Consider the following 20,933-nt stretch of genomic DNA (forward strand, 5'->3'; position numbering starts at 1 on the left):
ATAAAAAACGACAAGACACGATGCGGCTTTATGGCTGTAAATGCATGAGTTTCAAGAGTTTATACAGGGAACATGGAATACCATGAAATGTGAATAAATTAACACATAATTTTGAAAAATATACTCAAAATATAACCATACTATATTGACAAAATTAAAAATAAATGATAATCTGTGACCAGAACAAAACGAGAATGACTAAAATTTTTATGAAGTTAAGAATAAAAAGGTAAGCACGAAAGGAGTATCCTAAAATGGCTGAGATCAAAAAAATGGGTTACTGTGTAAACGGTGAGTGGAAAGAGTCAAAGGCAGAGAAATACATGGATGTTACAGATTCCAGTACAGGTGAGGTGATCGCGCAGGTTCCCTGCTGTACACCGGATGAGGTAGAAGAGGCGATCGCTTCCGCACAGGCTGCATTCCCGGAATGGTCCTCACTTTCTCTTGCAAAGAGACAGCAGTATATGTTCAGATGGAGAGATGTTCTTTATGCTCATAAGGAAGAGCTTTCCGTACTTTGTGCAAAAGAGCTCGGAAAGAACATCAAAGAGGCAAGCGGAGATGTTCAGAAAGCAATTGAGCCTACAGAAGAGGCATGTGCACTTCCGACAATGATCCAGGGCGATGCTGCAATGCAGGTAACTACAGGATATGATACAGCTACATATCGCAAACCACTTGGAGTAACTGCTGGTATTGTTCCGATGAACTTCCCGGCAATGATCCCATGGGGCTGGATGGTTCCACTTTCTATTGCATGTGGAAATACAGTAGTACTGAAAGCAAGCTCCCAGACACCACTTACAGCTATGAGGATCATGGAGCTCTTCTATACAGAGGGCGGATTCCCGAAGGGTGTTGTAAACCTTGTGACCTGCAGCCGTGTAGAGGCTGATATCCTTCTTACAGATGAGAGAGTAAAGGCTGTTACATTCGTAGGAACAACAGGTGTTGGTAAACAGGTATATTCCAAAGCAGCAGCTCATGGCAAACGAGTTCAGGCACAGTGTGAGGCAAAGAACCATGCACTTGTACTTGAGGACTGCAACCTTGAGGCTACTGTTAATGCGATCATCAACTCTACATACGGATGCGCAGGTATGAGATGTATGGCTCTTCCGGTTGTATGCGTACAGGATAGTATCGCAGACGAATTTGTTTCACTTCTTAAGAAAAAAGCAGAGGCTATGAAGCTTGGCTGTGCATATGATGAAGATACCGATCTCGGCCCGGTTGTAAATGCAGGCCATAAGGAGAAGATCTGCAACTGGATCCAGAAGGGTATCGATGAGGGTGCGGAGCTTGTACTTGACGGACGTAATGTAGTAGTTCCGGGATATGAGAACGGATTCTTCGTAGGACCGACAATTCTTGATCATGTAACACCGGAGATGACAGTTGGAAACCGTGAGATCTTCGGACCGGTAACCTGTATCAAACGAGTAAAGGATTACGAGGAAGGCATCGCAGTCATGAATGCCAATCCATTTGCAAATGGTTCCTGTATCTTTACACAGAGCGGATATTACAGCCGTAAATTCGCTATGGAGACAGATGGCGGTATGGTAGGAATCAATGTAGGTATCCCGGTTCCGACAGCATACTTCCCATTCTCCGGAAACAAGGATTCCTTTTTCGGTGATCTGCACGTTCTCGGAAAAGATGGCTATCGTTTCTTCACAAGAGCAAAAACAGTTACAACACACTGGTTCGATGAAGCTGCCGGAAAGAGAAAGGTCGGCACATGGGAAGGAAGTACTGAGGCTTAAGAAAGCTTCATAAATAAATTTATGACACTGTAAGGCAGATCGGGTAAGATCTGCTTTTCAGATAAAATCCTCTAATGAAATGAGCATATTCAAAAACGGTGCATCTGCTGGATTTCCGGCAGATGCACCGTTTTTTAGGGTCAATATCCGATTTAATCGATCGTCATAACACGGATACCGTGCTCCTGGCAGAAGCTGTCGTATTCTTCAGGAAGTGACTGGTCGGTTACGATGGCGTCCAGCTTTTCCATGGAAGAATAGGTCATAAGAGAGATCCGGCCGAATTTGGAATGGTCTGCAAGAAGGATCATGCTGTTGGCATTCTCTGCAATGGCTTTTTTGGTGATGTATTCCTCTGCGCTGGCATTGGTAAGTCCGCTCTTCATGGTTACACCTGTGCAGGCCATAAAAGCCATGGAAATGTTGTAGGTCTGCAGATAATCATTGATATCCGGTCCTGTGAAGGACAGGGTCTTGCGGTTCAGCTTTCCGGGAACGGAAATGATATCCAGATTCGGATAGGATGCTGCCTTGTTGAAGATAAGCAGGCTGTTGGTCAGGATAGTACAGTGCTTATCTGCAATAAAATCAACCAGGTTCAGGCAGGTTGTACCTGTATCGATATAGATGGTATCGTCTTCTGCCACAAGCTCTGCGGCACGGCGGCAGATTTCTTTCTTTTCGTCAGGAAAACGTCCGCCACGCTCTTCGTAAGACAGAAGGGGAAGAGTCTGTGGAGTTTCGAGTGCTGCGACACCGCCATATACTTTCATGATACTGCCACGTTTCAGAAGGATATCGACATCTCTTCTGATGGTGTTTTTGGATACGTTGAATTTCTCACATAATGTATCGAGAGAAGCGTTCTTATGCTCCAGCACATATTCTTCGATCATGTCCAGTCGCTGTGATTTCATAGAGGTCTACCTTCTTTCTATTGGTTAAGTCTTGGTTATATTTTATCATAAAAGAAGGTAGAGATAAAGTGCTTTTATAAGAACATACCAAAAATTATTTCCCTTCAAAAATATCTTGACGAAATTCTTATTTGAATGTAATATGAAAACGGTTTTCAAATTCAAATCTGCCATGTAAGGTGCAGTTGATAGAAGAGAGTAGGAAATATAATGGAAGAAAAAATGAAATACAGCACCAGGCAGCAGAAAATAATTCTGGAATGCCTGCAGGAATATGGAGATACATTTTATACCATAGATCAGTTTATGGAGCTCCTTCGTGGAAAAGAGATCCAGATCGGAAGGACAACGGTATACAGAGGACTGGAGCGGCTGCAGAAGGAGGGAGCGGTGCTGAAGGTTCCGTCTGTGGAGGGAGCGCCTGCCCAGTATCGTTTTATACGTGATGAGGAGCGGAAGAATTACGGTAAGCTTGTGTGTCTGGAATGTGGGCATACGATTCCTCTGCAGTGTGGATGTATCGATCATTTTGTGGGACATGTGCTGGATGAACACGGATTTGAGATCGATCAGAGCCGGACGATCTTTTATGGATATTGTGACAGCTGCAGGAGGCTTAAAAAATGAATGTTAACAGAGGGAAGATGACAGCGGCAGCAGTTCTGGCGGTGACGCTTCTTGTTGTGGGCGGTGTGACCGGATATGGTTTGCACAGGGCCGGAACGGTGGGACAGCCATTTGTGGAGGATGGCCGACTGAAGGTGATGGCCAGCTTTTATCCCATGTATGATTTTGCCCGGAAGGTAGGGGGCGACAGGATTCAGGTAAAGGATATGGTTCCGGCGGGAACGGAGCCTCATGACTGGGAGCCGGCGGCAACGGATATCCGGAATCTTGAGGATGCAGATGTATTTGTCTATAATGGTGCAGATCTGGAGCACTGGGCGGAGGATGTACTGGATACTCTGGAGAATCAGGATCTGGTTGTGTCTGAGGCATCGGATGGTGTGGAGCTTCTGGATGGAGGACATGATCATGCTCATGGTGATGAAGGAAAAGATCCTCATGTCTGGCTTGATCCTATGCGTGCAAAGCAGGAAATGAAGAATATCAGGGATGCTTTGGTAAAGGCTGATCCTGGGAACGGTGATTATTATGAAGCAAATTATGAGAAATATGCCGGTGAATTTGATGAGCTGGATCAGGAGTTCAGAGATGGTCTGAAAGGTACGAAGAGCCGGGATATCATAGTGGCGCATGAGGCTTTTGGATATCTGTGCAATGCCTATGATCTGAAGCAGCTGGCTATCGAAGGGCTGACACCGGATTCAGAGCCTGATCCTGCCAAGATGCAGGAAGTGATCGAGTATGCGAAAAAATACGACATCCATACCATATTTTTTGAGGAGCTGGCAAGTCCCAAGGTGGCGAAGACAGTGGCGAAGGAAGTGGATGCGGTGACTGCTGTGCTGAATCCGATCGAGGGATTAAGTGAGGAGGATATCGAGGCCGGAGAGGATTATTTTTCTGTGATGAGGAAGAATCTGGAGGCACTCAGGAAGGCATTGAACTGAAGGTGCAGGATAGCAGCTGTAACAAAAAAGGAGGAATTATGGGAATTTTGATAGAAAATCTTTCGTTTCACTATACAGGGACACCTGTGCTGGATCAGGTGAACCTGGAGGTGAAGGATGGCGATTATGCCATCCTTACCGGTGAAAACGGAAGTGGAAAAAGTACATTTCTGAAGCTTCTTCTGGGCGAACTGAAGGCGCAGGAGGGAAGTATCACTGTAAATGGAAAAGATATTTCTGCCACATTCGGAAAGGGAGATCTGGGATATGTTCCACAGAACAGTATCAGCAGAAACCAGAATTTTCCGGCGACTGTGGAAGAGATCATGATGACAGGCGTGTATTCCTCTTCCTGGAAGGCACGTTTCCGGGCAAAAAAAGAGATCCCGCGTTTGAAAGCCGCACTTGCGGAAATGGAAATGGAAGAGTTCTGGAAAAGAAGGATCGGAGATCTTTCCGGAGGACAGCAGCAGAGGGTTATGCTGGCACGTGCACTGGCAGGAAAACCGAAGATCTTGATCCTGGATGAGCCTACCACAGGAATGGATATGGTTTCTGTGAAAACACTTGCAGAAGTTCTGAGGAAGCGGAATGAGGAACAGGGGCTGACGATCCTTATGGTTACTCATGGAAATTCCGGTGAGTTTAAAGGAGCAAACCGGTTCTTTAAAGCGGAAGAGGGGAGGATCGACGAAGTATGAGTATTTTACAGTATGGATTTATGCAGAGGGCTTTTCTGGTGGGAATCCTTCTGGCTGTGATCACGCCCTGCATCGGGATCACCATTGTTCTGAAACGGATGTCCATGATCGGAGATGCGCTTTCCCATTCTTCACTGGCCGGTGTTGTGCTGGGACTGATACTTGGAGTGAATCCGGTAGCCGGTGCAGTAGTGATGTGCATCGTAGCTGCTCTTGGAATTGAGGCTATCCGCAAAAAAATCCCGCGTTATTCGGAGGTGGCGATCTCCATCGTCATGTCTGCCGGGATCGGACTGGCCGGTGTGCTGTCCGGCTTTGTGGAAAACGGTGCCAGTCTGAACAGCTTTTTGTTCGGAAGTATTGTGTCCATCAGTGAAGGAGAGCTGGCGCTGGTAGTTGTGATCAGTGTGCTGGTACTGGCAGCAGTGCTGTTTTTTTACAGGGAACTGTTTTATATCGGCTTTGATGAAAATGCGGCAAGGATCTCCGGTGTTTCCGTGCGGAATATTAATTTTCTTTTTACTATTCTGACGGCTCTGACAGTTTCCATTGCGTCCCGTACAGTAGGGACCCTGATCGTTTCCTCCATGCTGGTAGTTCCGGTGGCGTGTGGGATGCAGATGGCAAAAAGCTATAAGGGTACACTGATCTGTGCCATTATCGTGGCGGTATGTACCACCATTGCCGGACTGTTTCTTTCCTATTATGCCGGACTGAAACCAGGTGGAATGATCGTTCTTCTTGAGGTTGCGTGGTTTGTAGTTGTGATGACAGTGAAAAGTTTTAACAAATAAAACACATTTTTCCCACAAAGTAAACACAATTAACCCATATACTTTGAAGCATCAAAAGGAAACAGAGAAGAATTTTTTCCCAGGGAGGATTTAACCATGAACAATAACAGAAAATTAAAAATAAAGAAAATGATGAAAAAAGGTGCAACCATCAGCCTGTGTGCAGTACTTGCTGGCGGCATTGGAGTTGGTGCATATGAAGGTATAAATTATTTCTCCGGTGCACAGTCCGTACAGGCGGCAACCGACAGCTCCGAGAATCTGACTCTTATGAAGTCTGATAAAAAATCAAATAAAGACAGCGAAGATACAGAGGATACAAAATCCTCCGATACAAAGGGCAGTCTGGATGTATCAGATGTTGCTGAGAAGGCAATGCCTTCTGTAGTTGCCATCACAACCAAGTCCGTTCAGGAGGTTCAGGATTATTACAGCATGTTTGGTTCCCAGTATGCGCCGAGCCAGGAGCAGGAAGTTGAAGGAAGCGGTTCCGGTATTATCATCGGAAAAACAGATTCTGAGCTACTGATCGCCACAAACTATCATGTTGTGGATGGTGCCGATACCTTGTCAGTTGCCTTTGCAGATGGTAATGCTTATGAGGCTACGGTAAAGGGCTTTGATGAAAGCGAGGATCTTGCAGTTGTTTCTGTTGCAACGAAGGATGTTTCGGATGATACAATGGATGCAATTTCTGTTGCAAAGATCGGAAGCTCTGATGATCTGAAGATCGGTGAGCAGGTTGTTGCCATCGGTAATGCACTTGGCTATGGCCAGTCCGTTACTACTGGTATTGTCAGTGCTAAGAACCGTAAGACAGATGCATCAGGACAGATCGAGGGTGATTCTACAGATAACAGCAGCAGTATCAACAAAGGCGTGAACCTGATCCAGACAGATGCGGCTATCAATCCCGGTAACAGTGGCGGTGCGCTTCTGAATATGGATGGTGAGGTTGTTGGTATTAACTCTTCCAAGCTTGCTTCTACTGAGGTTGAAGGTATGGGGTATGCCATTGCAATTTCTGATGTTGCGGATTCTCTTGAGAACATGATGAATGCCAAGGCAAGAGATAAAGTGGATAATCATGGTATCCTTGGTATCATAGGCAGTACAGTAAGTACGGAGGCAGTACAGATTTATGGTATCCCGCAGGGTGTATTTGTTTCGAAGGTAACCGAGGGCGGCCCTGCCGATGATGCAGGTATTACCAAGAATATGGTCATTACAGAGTTTGATGGTAAAACGATCACCAGTATCGATCAGCTGGTTGAGCTGCTTCAGTATTATGAGCCGAAGGAAAAGATCGATGTGACGGTTGCAGTTCTGGATGGTAATGAATATAAGGAGAAGACACTCACTGTAAAACTTGGTAAAGATGACAGTTCCAGCAAGGATAGCAAGGACAGCTCTGAGGATAGCACGTCCCAGGATTCCCAGGATGCAGATATCCCAGATATCCAGGGAGGACAGGATGATTCCGATCAGGGGGATGCAGATGCATTTGCTGATGATGGAGAAGCCAGCCTGTTCAGAGATTTTGAGCAGAATGGCTTGTATGACTGATCAGTCCTAAATTATAGATGGAGAGCATTTTCGAGGTGAAGAACCGCAATCAGTTCATCCCCTCCATGAATCCGCAGGAAAGAAACCAGAAATACAGCGGATGGAAAAACGCAGTAGAAAAAGTTCTCGTATAATAAAACGGGAGCTTTAGGCAGCGGCAATTGCTTGACCCCATGTGTATGTCAGATTATAATAAAATAACAGGCATTTCCGGATGCATTCCAGATGTATCGGAAATGACGGAAAGCCGGTCTTTGCCAGTATCATGTGCAGAGGCCGGCAAAAGTTATATTCAGAGATAAACGATCATCCATTTGCAGTAGCTGTGCAGTGGCATCCGGAGATGATGTATGATTCTTCAGAACAGCTGAAGCTTCTCCGGGCATTTGCGGAGGCAGCAGGGAAGGAGACGGAAGCATGAATATTTGTATCTATGGAGCGTCCAGCGCAGAGCTGAAAAAGATCTATTATGAGAAAACGGAAGAGCTGGGACAGCTGATGGGGAAACGTGGCCACGGCCTTGTTTTCGGAGGTGGAAAAGAGGGGCTGATGGGGGCGGCAGCCCGGGGTGTTGACAGAGAAAAAGGTTATATCCTAGGTATCGCACCGAGATTTTTTGACCAGCCGGGAGTGTTGTATGAGCATTGTACAGAGTTCATTTTTACTGAAAATATGCGTGAGAGGAAGCACCTGCTGGAAAGCCGCTCGGATGCGACTATCGTGGTACCTGGGGGAATTGGTACTTATGAGGAGTTTTTTGAGATTCTGACATTGAAGAGTCTGGGACGGATCGACAGGCCGATCGTTCTTTATAATATTCAGGGATATTACGACAGCATGCAGGCACTCCTGGAATACACAGCAGGGGAAAAATTTATGTCCAGAGATGTTGTGGGTATGTGCCGGTTCATGAAAGACCCGGAGGAGATCCTGGATTATATTGAGAATTACCGGAATTATGGGGGAAGGCTATAAATAAAATACAGTACGGCTAATACAACAGCCCTGTATATAAGATCGTGCGAAGGGGATTTTTACAGGAGAAGATATATTTTATGAGGAAAATAATGTTAAATGGCCAGTGGGAGCTGGCAGAAGCAGGAAATGACAGATTATGTGAGGTACAGGTTCCGGGATCTGTGCTTTCCGGGCTCTATGGTGCCGGGAAGATCGAAGATCCTTTTTACCGGACAAATGAGGATGTGACAAGGGAACTGTTCCGGAAGGATTATGAATTCAGCAGAACATTTGTGGCTGCAGAGGATATCCTGAAAGAAGAAAAAATAATACTGGTCTGTGAGGGGCTGGATACTCTTGCAGATATTTATATCAATGGGCAAAAAGCCGGATCTGCAGATAACATGCATCGTACCTGGAAGCTGGATGTGAAAGAATTTCTTCATTCCGGGGAGAATCAGATCCGGATCGTATTCCGGTCGGTATTCAAGTATATCGAAGCTTATGAGTATGAAGATAATAAAGAGATCCACTATGTTCCCTGCGGTGGAATGAAAGGAAACCAGCTGATCCGGAAGGCTCATTGTATGTTTGGATGGGACTGGGGCCCCCAGACCATTGATGCCGGGATTTTTCGGGATATTTATCTGGAAGCATACAGTCATCCGAGAATTGAGGATGTGAAGATCATACAGGTGCATGGGGATAATGCTGTGGATGTGTGTACAACTGTGGCTGTAAGCGGAGATGCTGTGGATAAGTGTCAGGTGAGGGTGACGATCCAGGAGGATGCAGAGAGCGTCTGTGGACATAGAACAGGTGCTAACGACCGAAAAACGGAAGCCCATGTATGCAAAGTGGGGGAGACTGTATCAGCGAATAATAATCCAGCAGTGCTGACATCCTCGATCCACAACCCGAAGCTCTGGTGGCCAAACGGCTACGGCGATCAGCCGTTATATAAAGTTCAGGTGGAACTTCTGGACGAGTATGGCACAGTTCTGGAAACCATAACGAAGCGCATCGGTCTCCGTACCCTTACCATCAGCCAGGAAAAAGATCTCTGGGGAAAAGAGTTCGCGTTCTGTGTCAACGGCGTGAAAATTTTTGCCATGGGGGGAAATTATATTCCGGAGGATTGCATCTATTCCAGGATCACACCGGAGGTCCAGAAGTATATTCTGGAATCCTGCAAACGTGCCAATTTTAACTGTGTCCGTGTGTGGGGCGGCGGTTATTATCCTTCGGATCATTTCTATGATCTTTGTGATGAGATGGGACTGATCGTATGGCAGGATCTGATGTTCGCATGTAATGTTTATGATCTTACAGAAGAATTTGAAGATAATATCACGAAGGAGATCACGGAAAATGTAAAACGTCTCCGTCATCATGCATCCCTTGGCCTGTGGTGCGGAAACAATGAGATGGAGTCTGCCTGGGATCACTGGCCGGAGGTACAGAGTGAGTCGAAATATCTCCGTGCGGACTACATAAAAATGTTTGAGTACATAGTTCCGAAAGCAGTGAGGGCGGCAGACAGCGAGACCTTTTTCTGGCAGTCTTCCCCAAGCTCCGGAGGCTGCTTTGATGATCCGGACGATGAGAACAGAGGAGACTGTCACTACTGGGATGTATGGCATGGTCAGAAGCCTTTTACAGATTATCAGAAGCATTATTTTCGTTTTTGCTCGGAGTTTGGCTTCCAGTCTTTTCCGTGCCTGAAAACTGTGGAGAGCTTTACGGAAGAGAAAGACAGGAATATTTTTTCCAGGGTGATGGAGAACCACCAGAAAAATCCTGCAGCTAACGGAAAGATCCTGTATTATCTTTCCGAGAATTTCCGTTATCCGGAGAATTTCCGCAAGCTTCTCTATGTGAGCCAGATCCTTCAGGGAATGGCCATGAAGTATGGAGTAGACCACTGGAGACGTCACAGAGGCCGCTGTATGGGTACCCTTTACTGGCAGATCAATGACAACTGGCCGGTGGCATCCTGGGCAAGTATCGACTACTTTGGCCGTTGGAAGGCACTTCATTATATGGCAAAAAAATTCTATGGGCCACAGGCGGTGAGTATGTGCATGGATGGGGATATCATGCAGGTGTATCTGGCAAATGAAAGTATGGACGCACAGTCATATCAGGTTGCCTTTTATGTGAAAAATGTGGAATGCGAGATTCTTGAGAAGCTTACCGGAACGGGCACTGTGGGTGTGCAGGAGTCCGCTCCGATCCTGGCGGTGGATGTTTCCGGATGGGAAGACAAGAAGTATGAGATCTTTCTTGAGGCGGAAGTGACACTTGCTGACGGAGGTGTGCTCTGTGATGTGGAGACCCTTGTTCCGTATAAATATCTGGAGCTGGATAAACCGGAGATCACTGCCGAGGTGGAGGAGCAAGGTGATGCATTTGTGATCCATTTAAAAAGCAGCTGCTTCAGCCCGTTTACAGCTATTGGATTTACTGATGCGGATGTTACTCTGGAGGATAATTTTTTCCATATGACAGATGGAGAGGAAATGTGTGTCCGGCTTGATAAGAAAGATATCCGAAATGGAGAGATTCTGGATGCAGCGGATCTGACCCAGCAGATGGAGATCCTGACGCTGGCATAGAAAGCTTTTAAATAAAAAAGACGCGGCCTTTTATCGGAGGATAAAAAGGTTCGCGTCTTTTTTTATATGATATTAGGGGATCATCATGGGTTTGCGTGTGTTTACATTTGATTACGATATTTGGGATCAGAATTCGTAATTTTTATGTCTTTTGAAGAAATCCTTAGTTTCCTTTACAACCACACCGCTCAGGGCAAGAAGAGCGATCAGGTTCGGGAATGCCATCAGGGCATTGAAGATATCTGCGATGTTCCATACAGCTGCTACAGTCATATATGGTCCGATGAATACGCAGATGATGTACAGCCAGCGGTATGTTGTAACTGCGGCTTTGTTTCTGTTGAACAGGTATTCCAGACATCTTTCACCGTAGTAATCCCATCCAAGGATCGTTGTGAATGCGAAGAATACCAGGCACAGCATCAGTGAGAAGGATGCTACAAACGGCGGGAAAGGAAGACCTTTCTGGAAAGCAGCTGTTGTGATGGCAACACCCTCAAGACCTGTGTTCCATGTCTCTGTGATGACGATGGAAAGACCTGTCATGGTACAGATAACGATAGTATCAATGAATGTACCTGTCATGGATACAAGACCCTGACGTACCGGCTCCTTTGTCTGAGCTGCAGCGGCTGCGATCGGGGCACTACCAAGACCGGACTCATTGGAGAAGATACCGCGGGCGATACCCTTCTGCATAGCTACGACCATGGTTCCCATTGCGCCACCTGCAAGTGCGCTTCCTGTGAAAGCAGATTTTACGATAGTTACGATCGCTGCAGGTACTGCAGTGATGTTTGTGATCACGATGATCAGTGCCAGTGCAACATAGAGAACTGCCATAAACGGTACAACGACCTGGGATACCTTTGCGATTCTCTGGATTCCGCCGAGAACGACAAGTCCTACACATACGGTAAGTATCAGACATGCAACTACAGTTGCCCAGGAATATGTATTTCCGAAAAGTGCTACTGTGTGTGCTTTATCCGGGTCAAAGAAATTGGTAACTGCAGATGAGATACCGTTTACCTGTGTAAAGGTTCCGATACCGAAAAGTCCCACACCTGCTCCGAAAAATGCGAAGATCTTGGCAAGCCATCTCCACTGTTTTCCCATACCGTTTTCGATGTAGTAGAAAGGTCCGCCGAGAACGTGGCCTTCTTTGTCAATGGTACGGTACTTGATCGCCAGAAGTCCTTCTGCGTATTTGGTTGCCATTCCGAAGAATGCGGCTACGATCATCCAGAAAAGTGCTCCTGGTCCGCCGGCTGCGATAGCAGTTGCGACACCTACGATATTTCCGGTTCCGATGGTTGCTGAAAGCGCAGTACACAGAGCTCCGAAGCTTGTGACCTCACCATCGCCGCCTTCTTCATTTTTTACCATGAATTTCAGTGCCTTTCCGAGGTGCCTTACCTGTAAAAGACCTAACCGAGTGGTTAACAGAATTCCTGTGAACAGGATCAGAATGATCAGCGGAAGTCCCCAAACGACTCCGTCAAACCATGTGATAAAGTTGTTGATTTGTGTAAACATTACTCTTTCCTCCATCCTTTTGCCTGAGAGATTTACAGCATTTTGTGTGCTGCGTACACCTTCGGCGCTCTTCCCTTTTGATTTGAAGAGACTCTCCTGAGTTTTTTTATTTTTGAATGATGCCAGGATCCTTTTTTTTGTGTACGGTGGTGGCGGTCATTCGTTCTGTGTAGAAAAACACTGTAACACAGAGTATCACATGAATTGATGGATTTCAATGGTTTTTTAAAAAAAATTGCATTTATTAGAAAAATTAATCGGCATATAATTGGGAGTTTTGGGGATTTACTTTTCTATCAGCGGATGTTCTTTGTAATACATGCGGGTGAAATGCAGAAATGTCAGCATATCGCCGCTGATATATTTGCTTTTTTTCCATACCATGCCGATTTTTATGCGGACAGGTGGATTGAGCGGGATACCGGTAACATTGGAAGTGGAAAAGTTATCGGTCATGCTGGAGTAGAGAAAGCAGCCATATTTTCCGGTTTTTACAAATTGTAGGGTGGTGTAGATCTGGCTGCTCCGCATAACGATATTGGGTGTGTGGCCATCCATCTCAAAACGCATTTTCAGGATCTGATTCTGGACGGAGTCAGCATTGAAAAAGATCAGCTGCTCTTTCGCCATATCTTTTGTTGTGACTGATTTTTTTTCTGCCAGCCTGTGGTCGTTGCTCACACAGAAAACCACCTGGTCGTTGGCCAGGACGGTGTTATGAAATTTATCTATATTATACTGTTCCATATTGACCAAAGCTACATCCAGGGTGTCATCCTGTACCAGATTGCAGGCACGGACAGATCCGTATTCTTCCAGTACTACGGCAATTTCCGGGTGCTTTTCGTGAAACGCCGTAAGCAGCTCCGGAAAAAATACGGTACTCAGCATGGGAGGGATCCCGATGCGAAGAGGCGGTTTTATCCTGGACATGCTGGAGTAATCGGCCTGAAGCTCATTACAATATTGAAGGATATAGGTAGCTTTTTTGTAGAAGGACTCTCCCTCCTGGGTCAGACTCAGCTGATTTCCTTTTCTGGAAAAAAGACTGATCCCGAATTCAATCTCCAGATCGCGGATAGCCATGGAAATGGTGGGCTGGGTCACATATAATTCTTCGGCTGCCTTTGTGATGCTGTGGCAGCGGCTGGCTGTGCAGAAATAGCGTAGTTGATTCAGTGTCATGATAAACCTTCTCTCGATGTATTGTCAGATTAAATTTTTTAGTAAAGTTTTTCATTTCCGTCCGGAAATGATGTGACAGAGTATTTGGGTGTCTACATAAAAATAGCATAGAAATATAATATTTGCCAGATTCATTTGTTAAGATGCTGCTTTTGTGTTAGTAGTACACAAAAATTATCATTAAAAACTGATACTATAAATATTTTTTATGCGGATATATGTTTCATTAATTTGTTTTTTTGTATGTACACAAGCTATAATAAAATCATCAAAAGAAACGTGTACGGCCTATACTTTTCAGGAAAAAACCAAATGGAAGGAGAGTACAGAAATGTCTCAGACAACTATAACATTGCTGTTTCTTGTGTTCACCATTATTAGTTTCATCCTTGAAAAAATTCCTCTTGGACTGACTGCTTCAATCTGTGCCATCGGTCTGACACTCACAGGAGTTGTGGATGCAACAACAACATTTTCACAGTATGTAAACAGTAACGTAATCCTTTGCGTTGGCATGTTTGTAGTGGGCCAGGCATTGTTCGAAACAGGAATGGCAAATAAGATCGGAGGACTGGTCACGAAATTTGCCAGAACAGAAAAAACACTGATCATTGCGATTATGGTGATCGTAGGTGTAATGTCTGGATTCTTATCCAATACAGGTACTGCAGCAGTGCTGATTCCGGTAGTTTGTGGAATCGCCGATGAGTCCGGTTATTCCAGAAGCCGTCTTCTGATGCCGCTGGTATTTGCCGCAGCACTTGGCGGAAACCTTTCTATTATCGGTGCACCCGGAAACCTGATGGGTGTGAATGCACTTCAGGAGATGGGGCTTTCCACAAGCTTCTTTATGTATGCGCCGGTTGGAGTTCCGATGCTTCTGATCGGAATCCTTTACTTTGTCCTTATCGGATATAAATTCCTTCCGGATGGAAAGAATGCATCCGGTGCAGCTCTTGAAGATCAGCAGGATTTCAGCCATGTACCGAAGTGGAAACAGACTGTTTCCCTGGTAGTACTGATCCTTGTGATCCTTGCAATGATCTTTGAGAAAGAGATCGGCATCAGCATTGAGGTTTCCGCATGTATCGGAGCGATCCTCCTGGTTCTGACAGGAGTTATTTCCGAGAAAGACGCACTGAAGTCCATTGACCTGAAGGTTGTATTTCTTTTCGGCGGTTCTCTGACACTTGCAAAAGCATTGGATACAACCGGAGCCGGAGAACTGATCGCAGATAAGATCGTAGGACTTCTTGGAGCAGATCCGAGTCCGATCCTTCTTCTTCTGGTGATTTTTATTGTAACCTGTGTGCTGACAAACTTTATGTCAAATACAGCAACCACAGCACTGATGATTCCAATTGCGGTATCTCTTGCAAACAACCTCGGAGCAGATCCGAGAGCCGTTGTTATCGCAACTGTTATCGCAGGTTCCTGTGCATATGCAACACCGATCGGTATGCCGGCAAACACCATGGTAGTCGGTCTTGGAGGATACAAATTCAAGGACTATGTGAAATCCGGTCTGCCGCTGATCCTGGTATCCTTTGTGATCTGTATGATTCTGTTGCCGATCCTGTTTCCGTTCTATCCGTAAGGAGAGAAACTTTTGAGTTACTGTTCACTTTGTGACAGCAACACTTTTAATTAAGTTCATTCCCTTCTGCACTGACCATACAGTGAAGGAGAAATGATAAATAAGCCAAAAAAGCCATCTTAACCATTAATCAGCCAAAATTAATGATGAAACAACCAACAAAAACCTATGTAACTAAAAAACATTAAACCATCGAACCATATCAGGAGGTAAATCATGACTAAGGAAAATGGAGTTAAAGTATTAACAGACATGGTAGCAGATTTTGTTGCCCATATTGGAAAAAAATTACCGGATGACGTAGTTAATAAACTTGAAGAGCTTGGTTCACAGGAAACAGCTGCACTTCCAAAGGTTCTTTATGAAACAATGACAAAGAACCAGGGACTTGCTGTAGAGCTGAACCGCCCAAGCTGTCAGGATACAGGAGTTCTTCAGTTCTGGCTGAAATGCGGAACAAATTTCCCGTATATCAATGAGCTGGAAGCACTTCTGAAAGATGCCGTTGTCCAGGCTACTTTTGCAGCACCGTTAAGACATAACTCAGTTCAGACTTTTGATGAGTACAATACAAAGAAAAATGTTGGTAAAGGAACCCCGACTGTATGGTGGGATATTGTTCCTAACAGCGATAAATGTGAGATCTACGCATACATGGCAGGCGGCGGATGTACCCTTCCGGGAAAAGCAATGGTTCTGATGCCGGGGGCAGGATATGAAGGTATTACAGATTTCGTTCTTGATCAGATGACAACCTACGGACTGAATGCGTGTCCTCCACTTCTTGTTGGTGTTGGTGTAGGAACATCTGTAGAGACAGCTGCTCTGAACTCCAAGAAAGCGCTGATGCGTCCGATCGGTTCTCACAACGATAACGCAAACGCAGCAAAAATGGAGAAGCTTCTCGAGGATGGTATCAATGCCATCGGCCTTGGACCGCAGGGTATGGGCGGAAAGTATTCTGTAATGGGTGTTAACATTGAGAATACTGCACGACATCCATCTACCATCGGTGTTGCAGTAAATGTTGGATGCTGGTCCCACCGTCGTGGACATCTGGTTGTAAATCCGGATCTTACAGTAACCTGTGATACTCATTCCACATGGAAATTTAATGCATAATATAAACGGAGGGAAAAATCATGATCGAAATCAGAGGAGATAAAAAAGTTCTTATTACACCTGTAAGCGCAGAAGACCTGGCTGATATCAAAATCGGTGATATTGTATGGCTGGACGGAGATCTGATGACCTGTCGTGACGTTGCTCACCGTCGTCTGGTTGAGTATGGAAGAGAGCTTCCTTATGATATCCGCAACAAAGCTATTTTCCATGCCGGCCCGATCGTTCGCAAGATCGAGGGTACAGAGGATGATTATGAAATGGTTTCTGTAGGACCGACAACCTCTATGCGTATGGAGAAATTCGAGTATGAGTTTACCAAGCTTACTGGTGTCAGAGTGATCGTTGGTAAAGGTGGTATGGGCCCGAATACGGAGCGTGCCTGCAAAGAGTTCGGTGCGATCCACTGTGTTTTCCCGGCCGGCTGTGCAGTTGTAGCTGCTACAGAGGTTGAGAAGATTGCTGAGCATCACTGGGATGAGCTTGGAATGCCTGAGACTTTATGGTGCAACAAGGTTAAAGAATTTGGGCCGCTGATCGTATCTATCGATGCACAGGGACGTAACCTGTTTGAGGAGAACAAGGTTGTATTTAATGAGCGTAAAGAGGCTGCCAAGCAGGCAATTTATCCTGAGGTTAAGTTCATTAAATAATATTGGATATTGGAAAAATTTTTCGGGATATCTGAAATAACGAGGCTCTGCCATGAGAGCTTCGGGATTGACTGGTGATTGTGAAATTGAATTAACAGCGTGATATGAAAAAGAGAGATGTCCGGCAGATCATATAATGTGGTCTGCAGGATGTCTTTTTTTGTTGCTTTTTGTTGTTTCTTGGGGCTTTTGTGTTTTACAGGGGTGAGGGGGTGTGATAGAATATAAGCGTTGCAGCAGGCTGGTTATTAAGGTATTATCTGGTATGGATCTTGCGCAGTGAAGGTGGATCGTGGATATCTGCCTGACAATATTTTCAGAGAGGATGAGGTAGAAGGTTTATGGGGGATTTTTTGAAGAACATTAACTGGAAGCATGTTCTGATCATGTGTATCGGAAATGTTTTTGCAGGTATGGGGATTGGAATTTTCAAGCTTGCCGGGCTTGGAACGGATCCGTTCAGTGGAATGAATATGGCGGTTGCGGATATGATTGGTATGGCGTATGGTAATTTCCAGCTGATTGTAAATATTGTGCTGCTGATCATTGAGATTGCTTTTGGCAGAAGGTTCCTGGGGATCGGTACGGTTGTGAATGCGGTTTGTCTGGCTTATATTACTACTTTCTTTTATAATATTTATACTGGTGTTTTTGGATTGGAGCTTGTGGCGCTGCCGGTACGTTTGGTGGCACTGTGTGTGGGTGTTGTGATCTGCTGTCTGGGACTGTCGATGTATCAGATGCCGGATGAGGGGGTTGCGCCTTATGATAGTCTTTCGCTGATCATGACAGAGAGATGGCCGAAGATTCCTTATTTCTGGCACAGGATGTCTAATGATGTGCTTTGTGCGCTGATCTGTTATCTGACTGGTGGTGTTGTGGGTATTGGTACACTGGTGACGGCTTTTGGGCTGGGACCGGTGATCCATTTCTTTAATAGGGTTTTTACCGGGAAGCTGCTTGCCTGGGTTGATGGTGAGTGAGTTTGTAGTTGTATGGGTTGAGCTGAACTGGCTGCGGGATGTGGCTGGTTCGGCTTTTTTTGGTGAAAAGGGACGCCCGTGAGGCGTGTGCTGCCTGCCGCCGGGGCTTCGTCGTGGGCTGGCTTCTAGGCTGCCGGGAATCTGCTAAAAGCGTTTTACAAAAGTTCGAACTCGCGTCTTGCAGCCGCTCAGACAGCGGACTTTTGTAAAACAACGCAGATTTCCGCCAGCCAAGAATCAGCTCCCCTCCTGCAGAGTCCGGCGACAGGCAGCACACGCCTCACGGGCTGGCTTTTCAGGGCGGTAGGGTAGTGTGGCTGCTCGGGAGTTGGATGAGCTATCAGTGCTACGCTGTGTTAAAATATAAACAATGTTAATATAATACAGTTACATTATTCATTTTATAACTATTTGTAAATGTGTTATGCTATCTTCTGATGAGAGATATATACTGAACACAGTCGTATGAAATAAGAGTGTTCATGAATAGCTGGCTGTCCGGGTTGCCGGGGCTTATGTGATGAAGGAGAGGATATTATTATGGAATTTAATCATGGCGTTTTGTTTTCAGATACATATCAGAAGAAGCTGAAGTCTCAGTTTTATTATGCAGATAAGGATCCACAGTATGGCGCGAGACTTTTCTTTGAGAACTCCGGTGGTTCTCTGAGACTTAAGAAGGCTGTTGAGGCTAAGGCTGCGATTGAGGAATTTCCGGATTGTCCGGAGCGTGCCCGCGGCAGGGGCTTTGATCTGGCGGATTATGTGAAGAATGGTACGCAGGAGATCCTTGAGGTTATTTTTGGTGCAAAGAGTGGTGCACTTATCACTGAGCTGACTGCTTCTCAGACCATGTTCCATGCGGTTGGTACGATCATGGAAGGTGTTGACTGGGGTAAGAACGCAGTTACTTCTGCTCTGGAGCATCCGTCTGCTCATGATGCGGTTGAGTATTACTGTAAAAAGACCGGCAGAGAGTTTCGTGAGGTTCCGGCTAATAAGGTGACTGGTGGCCTTGATCCGGATGAGATCATGAAGTATGTAGATAAGGATACGGTTCTTCTCAGTATTATGGCTGCTTCCAATATTTCCGGTAATATCATGGATATCAAGGAGATCGCACGTCGTGCAAAAGAGATCAATCCGGATATCTACATTGTAAGTGATGCAGTTCAGCATGCTCCTCATGCAGTGATCGATGTTGAGGACTGGGATGTGGATGTCTGCAACTTTGCACCGTATAAGTTCTTTGGTGTACGTGGCTGCGGTTATGCTTATGTTTCTGACCGTGTTGCTGTGATGCCGCATATCAAGCTGACCTGCAAGGATGATAATGTATGGGCTCTTGGTACTCCAGCTCCGGCTAACTTTGCGGCTATGATGGCGGTTATTGATTATGTTTGCAGTATCGGTAAGCATTTCCTGGGTGATTCCGCACAGAAATATAATAAGCGTGAGCTTTTTGTTGAGGGTATGAATCACATTCATCTTCAGGAGAGAGCGCTTCTGTACCGTATGCTGGAAGGTACCGATAAGGTTCCGGGGCTTCGTCATATTCCGGGGGTTCAGGTTTATGTGGATATGGAGGATCTTACTTATAAGGATCTGATCGTTGCCATGGGTATCGAGGGTATTGAATTTGCAGAGTGTGCAAGAAGATATCTTGAGCATGGAGTTACTCTGTTCGAGCGTGTAAAGAGCAGCCCGTATTCCAAACGTATTGTTGAGACTCTTGGTCTTGAGGGTGCACTTCGTGTTTCTCCGCTCCATTGCCATGGAACAGATGATATCGATAAATTCCTGAAGATCACTAAGGACATTGCTGAAGGTAAATAAAACAGTTTTTGTAAAAAATGAAACAGGAACCGCCCTTTTCTCATGTTTTGGCATGGAAGAAAAGGGCGGTTTTTTATGGAACTTCTCAAACCGGAAGGCGCAGAGGTGCTTGCAGAATATGAACATTATAACTGGAAAGGATATGCTGCAATAACCAGAAACCAGTATGGAAAAGGTATGGCATACTATCTGGGATGCATGACAGATAATGCCACACTTCAGAATGTGATAAAAGCTGCTCTTGGCGATGCAGGGGTAAAGTTATCCGGTTACGGATATCCGGTGATCGTTCGTGAAGGAACGAATGATCTTGGAAAAACTGTCTGGTATTTTCTGAATTATTCTGCAAAGGAGCAGTCTGTTGCGTATAAATACAGTGATGGAGAAGACGTACTTACCGGTGAGACGATCAAAGCGGAGTCACAGCTGATCATTCCTGCGTGGGATGTATGGATCGTTGAAGTCTGAGAGACTTTTCTTTACCTTGACATCTTCCGTGAGAGTATGCACAATAAGAGTATCATAAACTTGTCGTACAGAAATAAATTATGAAACAAGGGGTGACAAACATGCAGAACATTCTCATTGTAGTAGACATGCAAAATGATTTCATCGACGGTGCACTTGGCACGAAGGAGGCAGCTGCCATTGTTCCGAAGGTTGAGGAGAAGATCCGGAATTTTGAAGGAAAGGTATTTTTCACAAGGGATACCCATGAAACGTATTATTTGGAGACACAGGAAGGGAAAAACCTTCCGGTTCCTCACTGTATCCGGGGCACAGATGGATGGCAGATCCGGGAAGAGCTGGACGCCTTAAGGAAAACAGAACCCATTGATAAAGAAACCTTCGGCTCCACCGATCTGGCGGGAGAACTGGTTGCACTCAATGAGGATGAAGAAATCGGAAGCATTACTCTTGTGGGACTTTGCACAGATATCTGTGTGATCTCCAATGCCCTTCTGATCAAGGCATCCCTTCCGGAAGTGCCGATCTGTGTTGATGCCACATGCTGCGCAGGTGTAACACCGGAGAGTCATGAGAATGCACTGAAAGCCATGGAGGCGTGCCAGATCAGGATCATCCGGTAAGAAGGATGAAACCGCAGGAAAGGAGAAC

Annotated in this window: 19 protein-coding genes and 1 riboswitch; of the genes, 16 read left to right on the forward strand and 3 right to left on the reverse strand. The window is 45.5% G+C overall.

Translation table 11 applies throughout. The annotated features are described in order from the left end of the window. The first annotated feature begins 254 nt into the window (after positions 1 to 254). Complete coding sequence (locus tag NE638_RS14665; RefSeq protein WP_173746521.1) at positions 255 to 1,772, forward strand: CoA-acylating methylmalonate-semialdehyde dehydrogenase; 1,518 nt, start codon at positions 255 to 257, stop codon at positions 1,770 to 1,772. A gap of 152 nt (positions 1,773 to 1,924) precedes the next feature. On the opposite strand, the gene NE638_RS14670 is transcribed toward NE638_RS14665, so the two are convergent. Next, on the reverse strand, positions 1,925 to 2,689 hold the full coding sequence (locus NE638_RS14670) for a DeoR/GlpR family DNA-binding transcription regulator (RefSeq protein WP_173746523.1): 765 nt from the start codon (positions 2,687 to 2,689) through the stop codon (positions 1,925 to 1,927). Positions 2,690 to 2,899: 210 nt separating this feature from the next. On the opposite strand from NE638_RS14670, the gene NE638_RS14675 reads away from it, so the two are divergent. The 8 genes from NE638_RS14675 to NE638_RS14710 all read left to right on the forward strand — a co-directional run bounded on the left by NE638_RS14675 (position 2,900) and on the right by NE638_RS14710 (position 10,899). Beyond that, complete coding sequence (locus NE638_RS14675) at positions 2,900 to 3,316, forward strand: Fur family transcriptional regulator (RefSeq protein WP_015526434.1); 417 nt, start codon at positions 2,900 to 2,902, stop codon at positions 3,314 to 3,316. Positions 3,317 to 3,333: 17 nt separating this feature from the next. Next, the gene (locus NE638_RS14680) at positions 3,334 to 4,263 is read left to right on the forward strand and encodes a metal ABC transporter substrate-binding protein (protein ID WP_370816956.1); all 930 of its coding nucleotides are present in this window, start codon (positions 3,334 to 3,336) and stop codon (positions 4,261 to 4,263) included. 38 nt (positions 4,264 to 4,301) lie between these two features. Further along, positions 4,302 to 4,964, forward strand: coding sequence for a metal ABC transporter ATP-binding protein (locus NE638_RS14685; RefSeq protein WP_015526432.1), 663 nt, complete (start codon positions 4,302 to 4,304; stop codon positions 4,962 to 4,964). Then, positions 4,961 to 5,758, forward strand: a complete 798-nt coding sequence (locus NE638_RS14690; protein ID WP_015526431.1) for a metal ABC transporter permease — start codon at positions 4,961 to 4,963, stop codon at positions 5,756 to 5,758. The genes NE638_RS14685 and NE638_RS14690 overlap by 4 nt, the downstream gene beginning before the upstream one ends. A 96-nt stretch (positions 5,759 to 5,854) precedes the next feature. Further along, positions 5,855 to 7,324, forward strand: coding sequence for a S1C family serine protease (locus NE638_RS14695; protein ID WP_173746525.1), 1,470 nt, complete (start codon positions 5,855 to 5,857; stop codon positions 7,322 to 7,324). 214 nt (positions 7,325 to 7,538) lie between these two features. Then, positions 7,539 to 7,745 (forward strand): hypothetical protein, encoded by a 207-nt coding sequence (locus NE638_RS14700; RefSeq protein ID WP_202031308.1) that lies wholly within the window; start codon positions 7,539 to 7,541, stop codon positions 7,743 to 7,745. Beyond that, on the forward strand, positions 7,742 to 8,299 hold the full coding sequence (locus NE638_RS14705; protein ID WP_015526428.1) for a TIGR00730 family Rossman fold protein: 558 nt from the start codon (positions 7,742 to 7,744) through the stop codon (positions 8,297 to 8,299). The genes NE638_RS14700 and NE638_RS14705 overlap by 4 nt, the downstream gene beginning before the upstream one ends. 80 nt (positions 8,300 to 8,379) lie before the next feature. Beyond that, positions 8,380 to 10,899, forward strand: coding sequence for a beta-mannosidase (locus NE638_RS14710; RefSeq protein ID WP_173746527.1), 2,520 nt, complete (start codon positions 8,380 to 8,382; stop codon positions 10,897 to 10,899). A gap of 126 nt (positions 10,900 to 11,025) precedes the next feature. On the opposite strand, the gene NE638_RS14715 is transcribed toward NE638_RS14710, so the two are convergent. Continuing rightward, positions 11,026 to 12,438: an alanine/glycine:cation symporter family protein gene (locus NE638_RS14715; RefSeq protein ID WP_173746529.1), complete on the reverse strand. Its 1,413-nt coding sequence runs from the start codon at positions 12,436 to 12,438 to the stop codon at positions 11,026 to 11,028. Position 12,439: 1 nt separating this feature from the next. Further along, positions 12,440 to 12,547: riboswitch (glycine riboswitch) on the reverse strand. A gap of 176 nt (positions 12,548 to 12,723) precedes the next feature. Then, positions 12,724 to 13,623 (reverse strand): LysR family transcriptional regulator, encoded by a 900-nt coding sequence (locus NE638_RS14720; RefSeq protein WP_022427019.1) that lies wholly within the window; start codon positions 13,621 to 13,623, stop codon positions 12,724 to 12,726. A 331-nt stretch (positions 13,624 to 13,954) separates the two neighbouring features. Between NE638_RS14720 and NE638_RS14725 the strand changes: the two genes are divergently transcribed. The 7 genes from NE638_RS14725 to NE638_RS14755 all read left to right on the forward strand — a co-directional run bounded on the left by NE638_RS14725 (position 13,955) and on the right by NE638_RS14755 (position 20,905). Beyond that, positions 13,955 to 15,220 carry an SLC13 family permease gene (locus NE638_RS14725; protein WP_118368653.1) on the forward strand — a complete coding sequence of 422 codons (1,266 nt, stop codon included), beginning with the start codon at positions 13,955 to 13,957 and terminating at the stop codon, positions 15,218 to 15,220. 216 nt (positions 15,221 to 15,436) lie between these two features. Continuing rightward, positions 15,437 to 16,342 carry a L(+)-tartrate dehydratase subunit alpha gene (ttdA, locus tag NE638_RS14730; protein ID WP_173746530.1) on the forward strand — a complete coding sequence of 302 codons (906 nt, stop codon included), beginning with the start codon at positions 15,437 to 15,439 and terminating at the stop codon, positions 16,340 to 16,342. A gap of 20 nt (positions 16,343 to 16,362) precedes the next feature. Continuing rightward, positions 16,363 to 16,995: a L(+)-tartrate dehydratase subunit beta gene (gene ttdB, locus NE638_RS14735; protein ID WP_015526421.1), complete on the forward strand. Its 633-nt coding sequence runs from the start codon at positions 16,363 to 16,365 to the stop codon at positions 16,993 to 16,995. A 341-nt stretch (positions 16,996 to 17,336) separates the two neighbouring features. Beyond that, entirely contained in the window at positions 17,337 to 17,978 is a 642-nt protein-coding gene (locus tag NE638_RS14740) for a YczE/YyaS/YitT family protein (protein WP_015526420.1), read from the forward strand. 540 nt (positions 17,979 to 18,518) lie between these two features. Further along, positions 18,519 to 19,814 carry an aminotransferase class V-fold PLP-dependent enzyme gene (locus tag NE638_RS14745; RefSeq protein ID WP_021650073.1) on the forward strand — a complete coding sequence of 432 codons (1,296 nt, stop codon included), beginning with the start codon at positions 18,519 to 18,521 and terminating at the stop codon, positions 19,812 to 19,814. A gap of 75 nt (positions 19,815 to 19,889) precedes the next feature. After that, positions 19,890 to 20,282 (forward strand): beta-galactosidase trimerization domain-containing protein, encoded by a 393-nt coding sequence (locus NE638_RS14750; protein WP_044960345.1) that lies wholly within the window; start codon positions 19,890 to 19,892, stop codon positions 20,280 to 20,282. A 101-nt stretch (positions 20,283 to 20,383) separates the two neighbouring features. Continuing rightward, the gene (locus NE638_RS14755) at positions 20,384 to 20,905 is read left to right on the forward strand and encodes a cysteine hydrolase family protein (RefSeq protein ID WP_129975211.1); all 522 of its coding nucleotides are present in this window, start codon (positions 20,384 to 20,386) and stop codon (positions 20,903 to 20,905) included. The last annotated feature ends 28 nt before the right edge of the window (positions 20,906 to 20,933 follow it).

The organism is Blautia sp. MSK.18.38, from assembly GCF_024460535.1.
Classification (GTDB): domain Bacteria; phylum Bacillota; class Clostridia; order Lachnospirales; family Lachnospiraceae; genus Blautia_A; species Blautia_A fusiformis.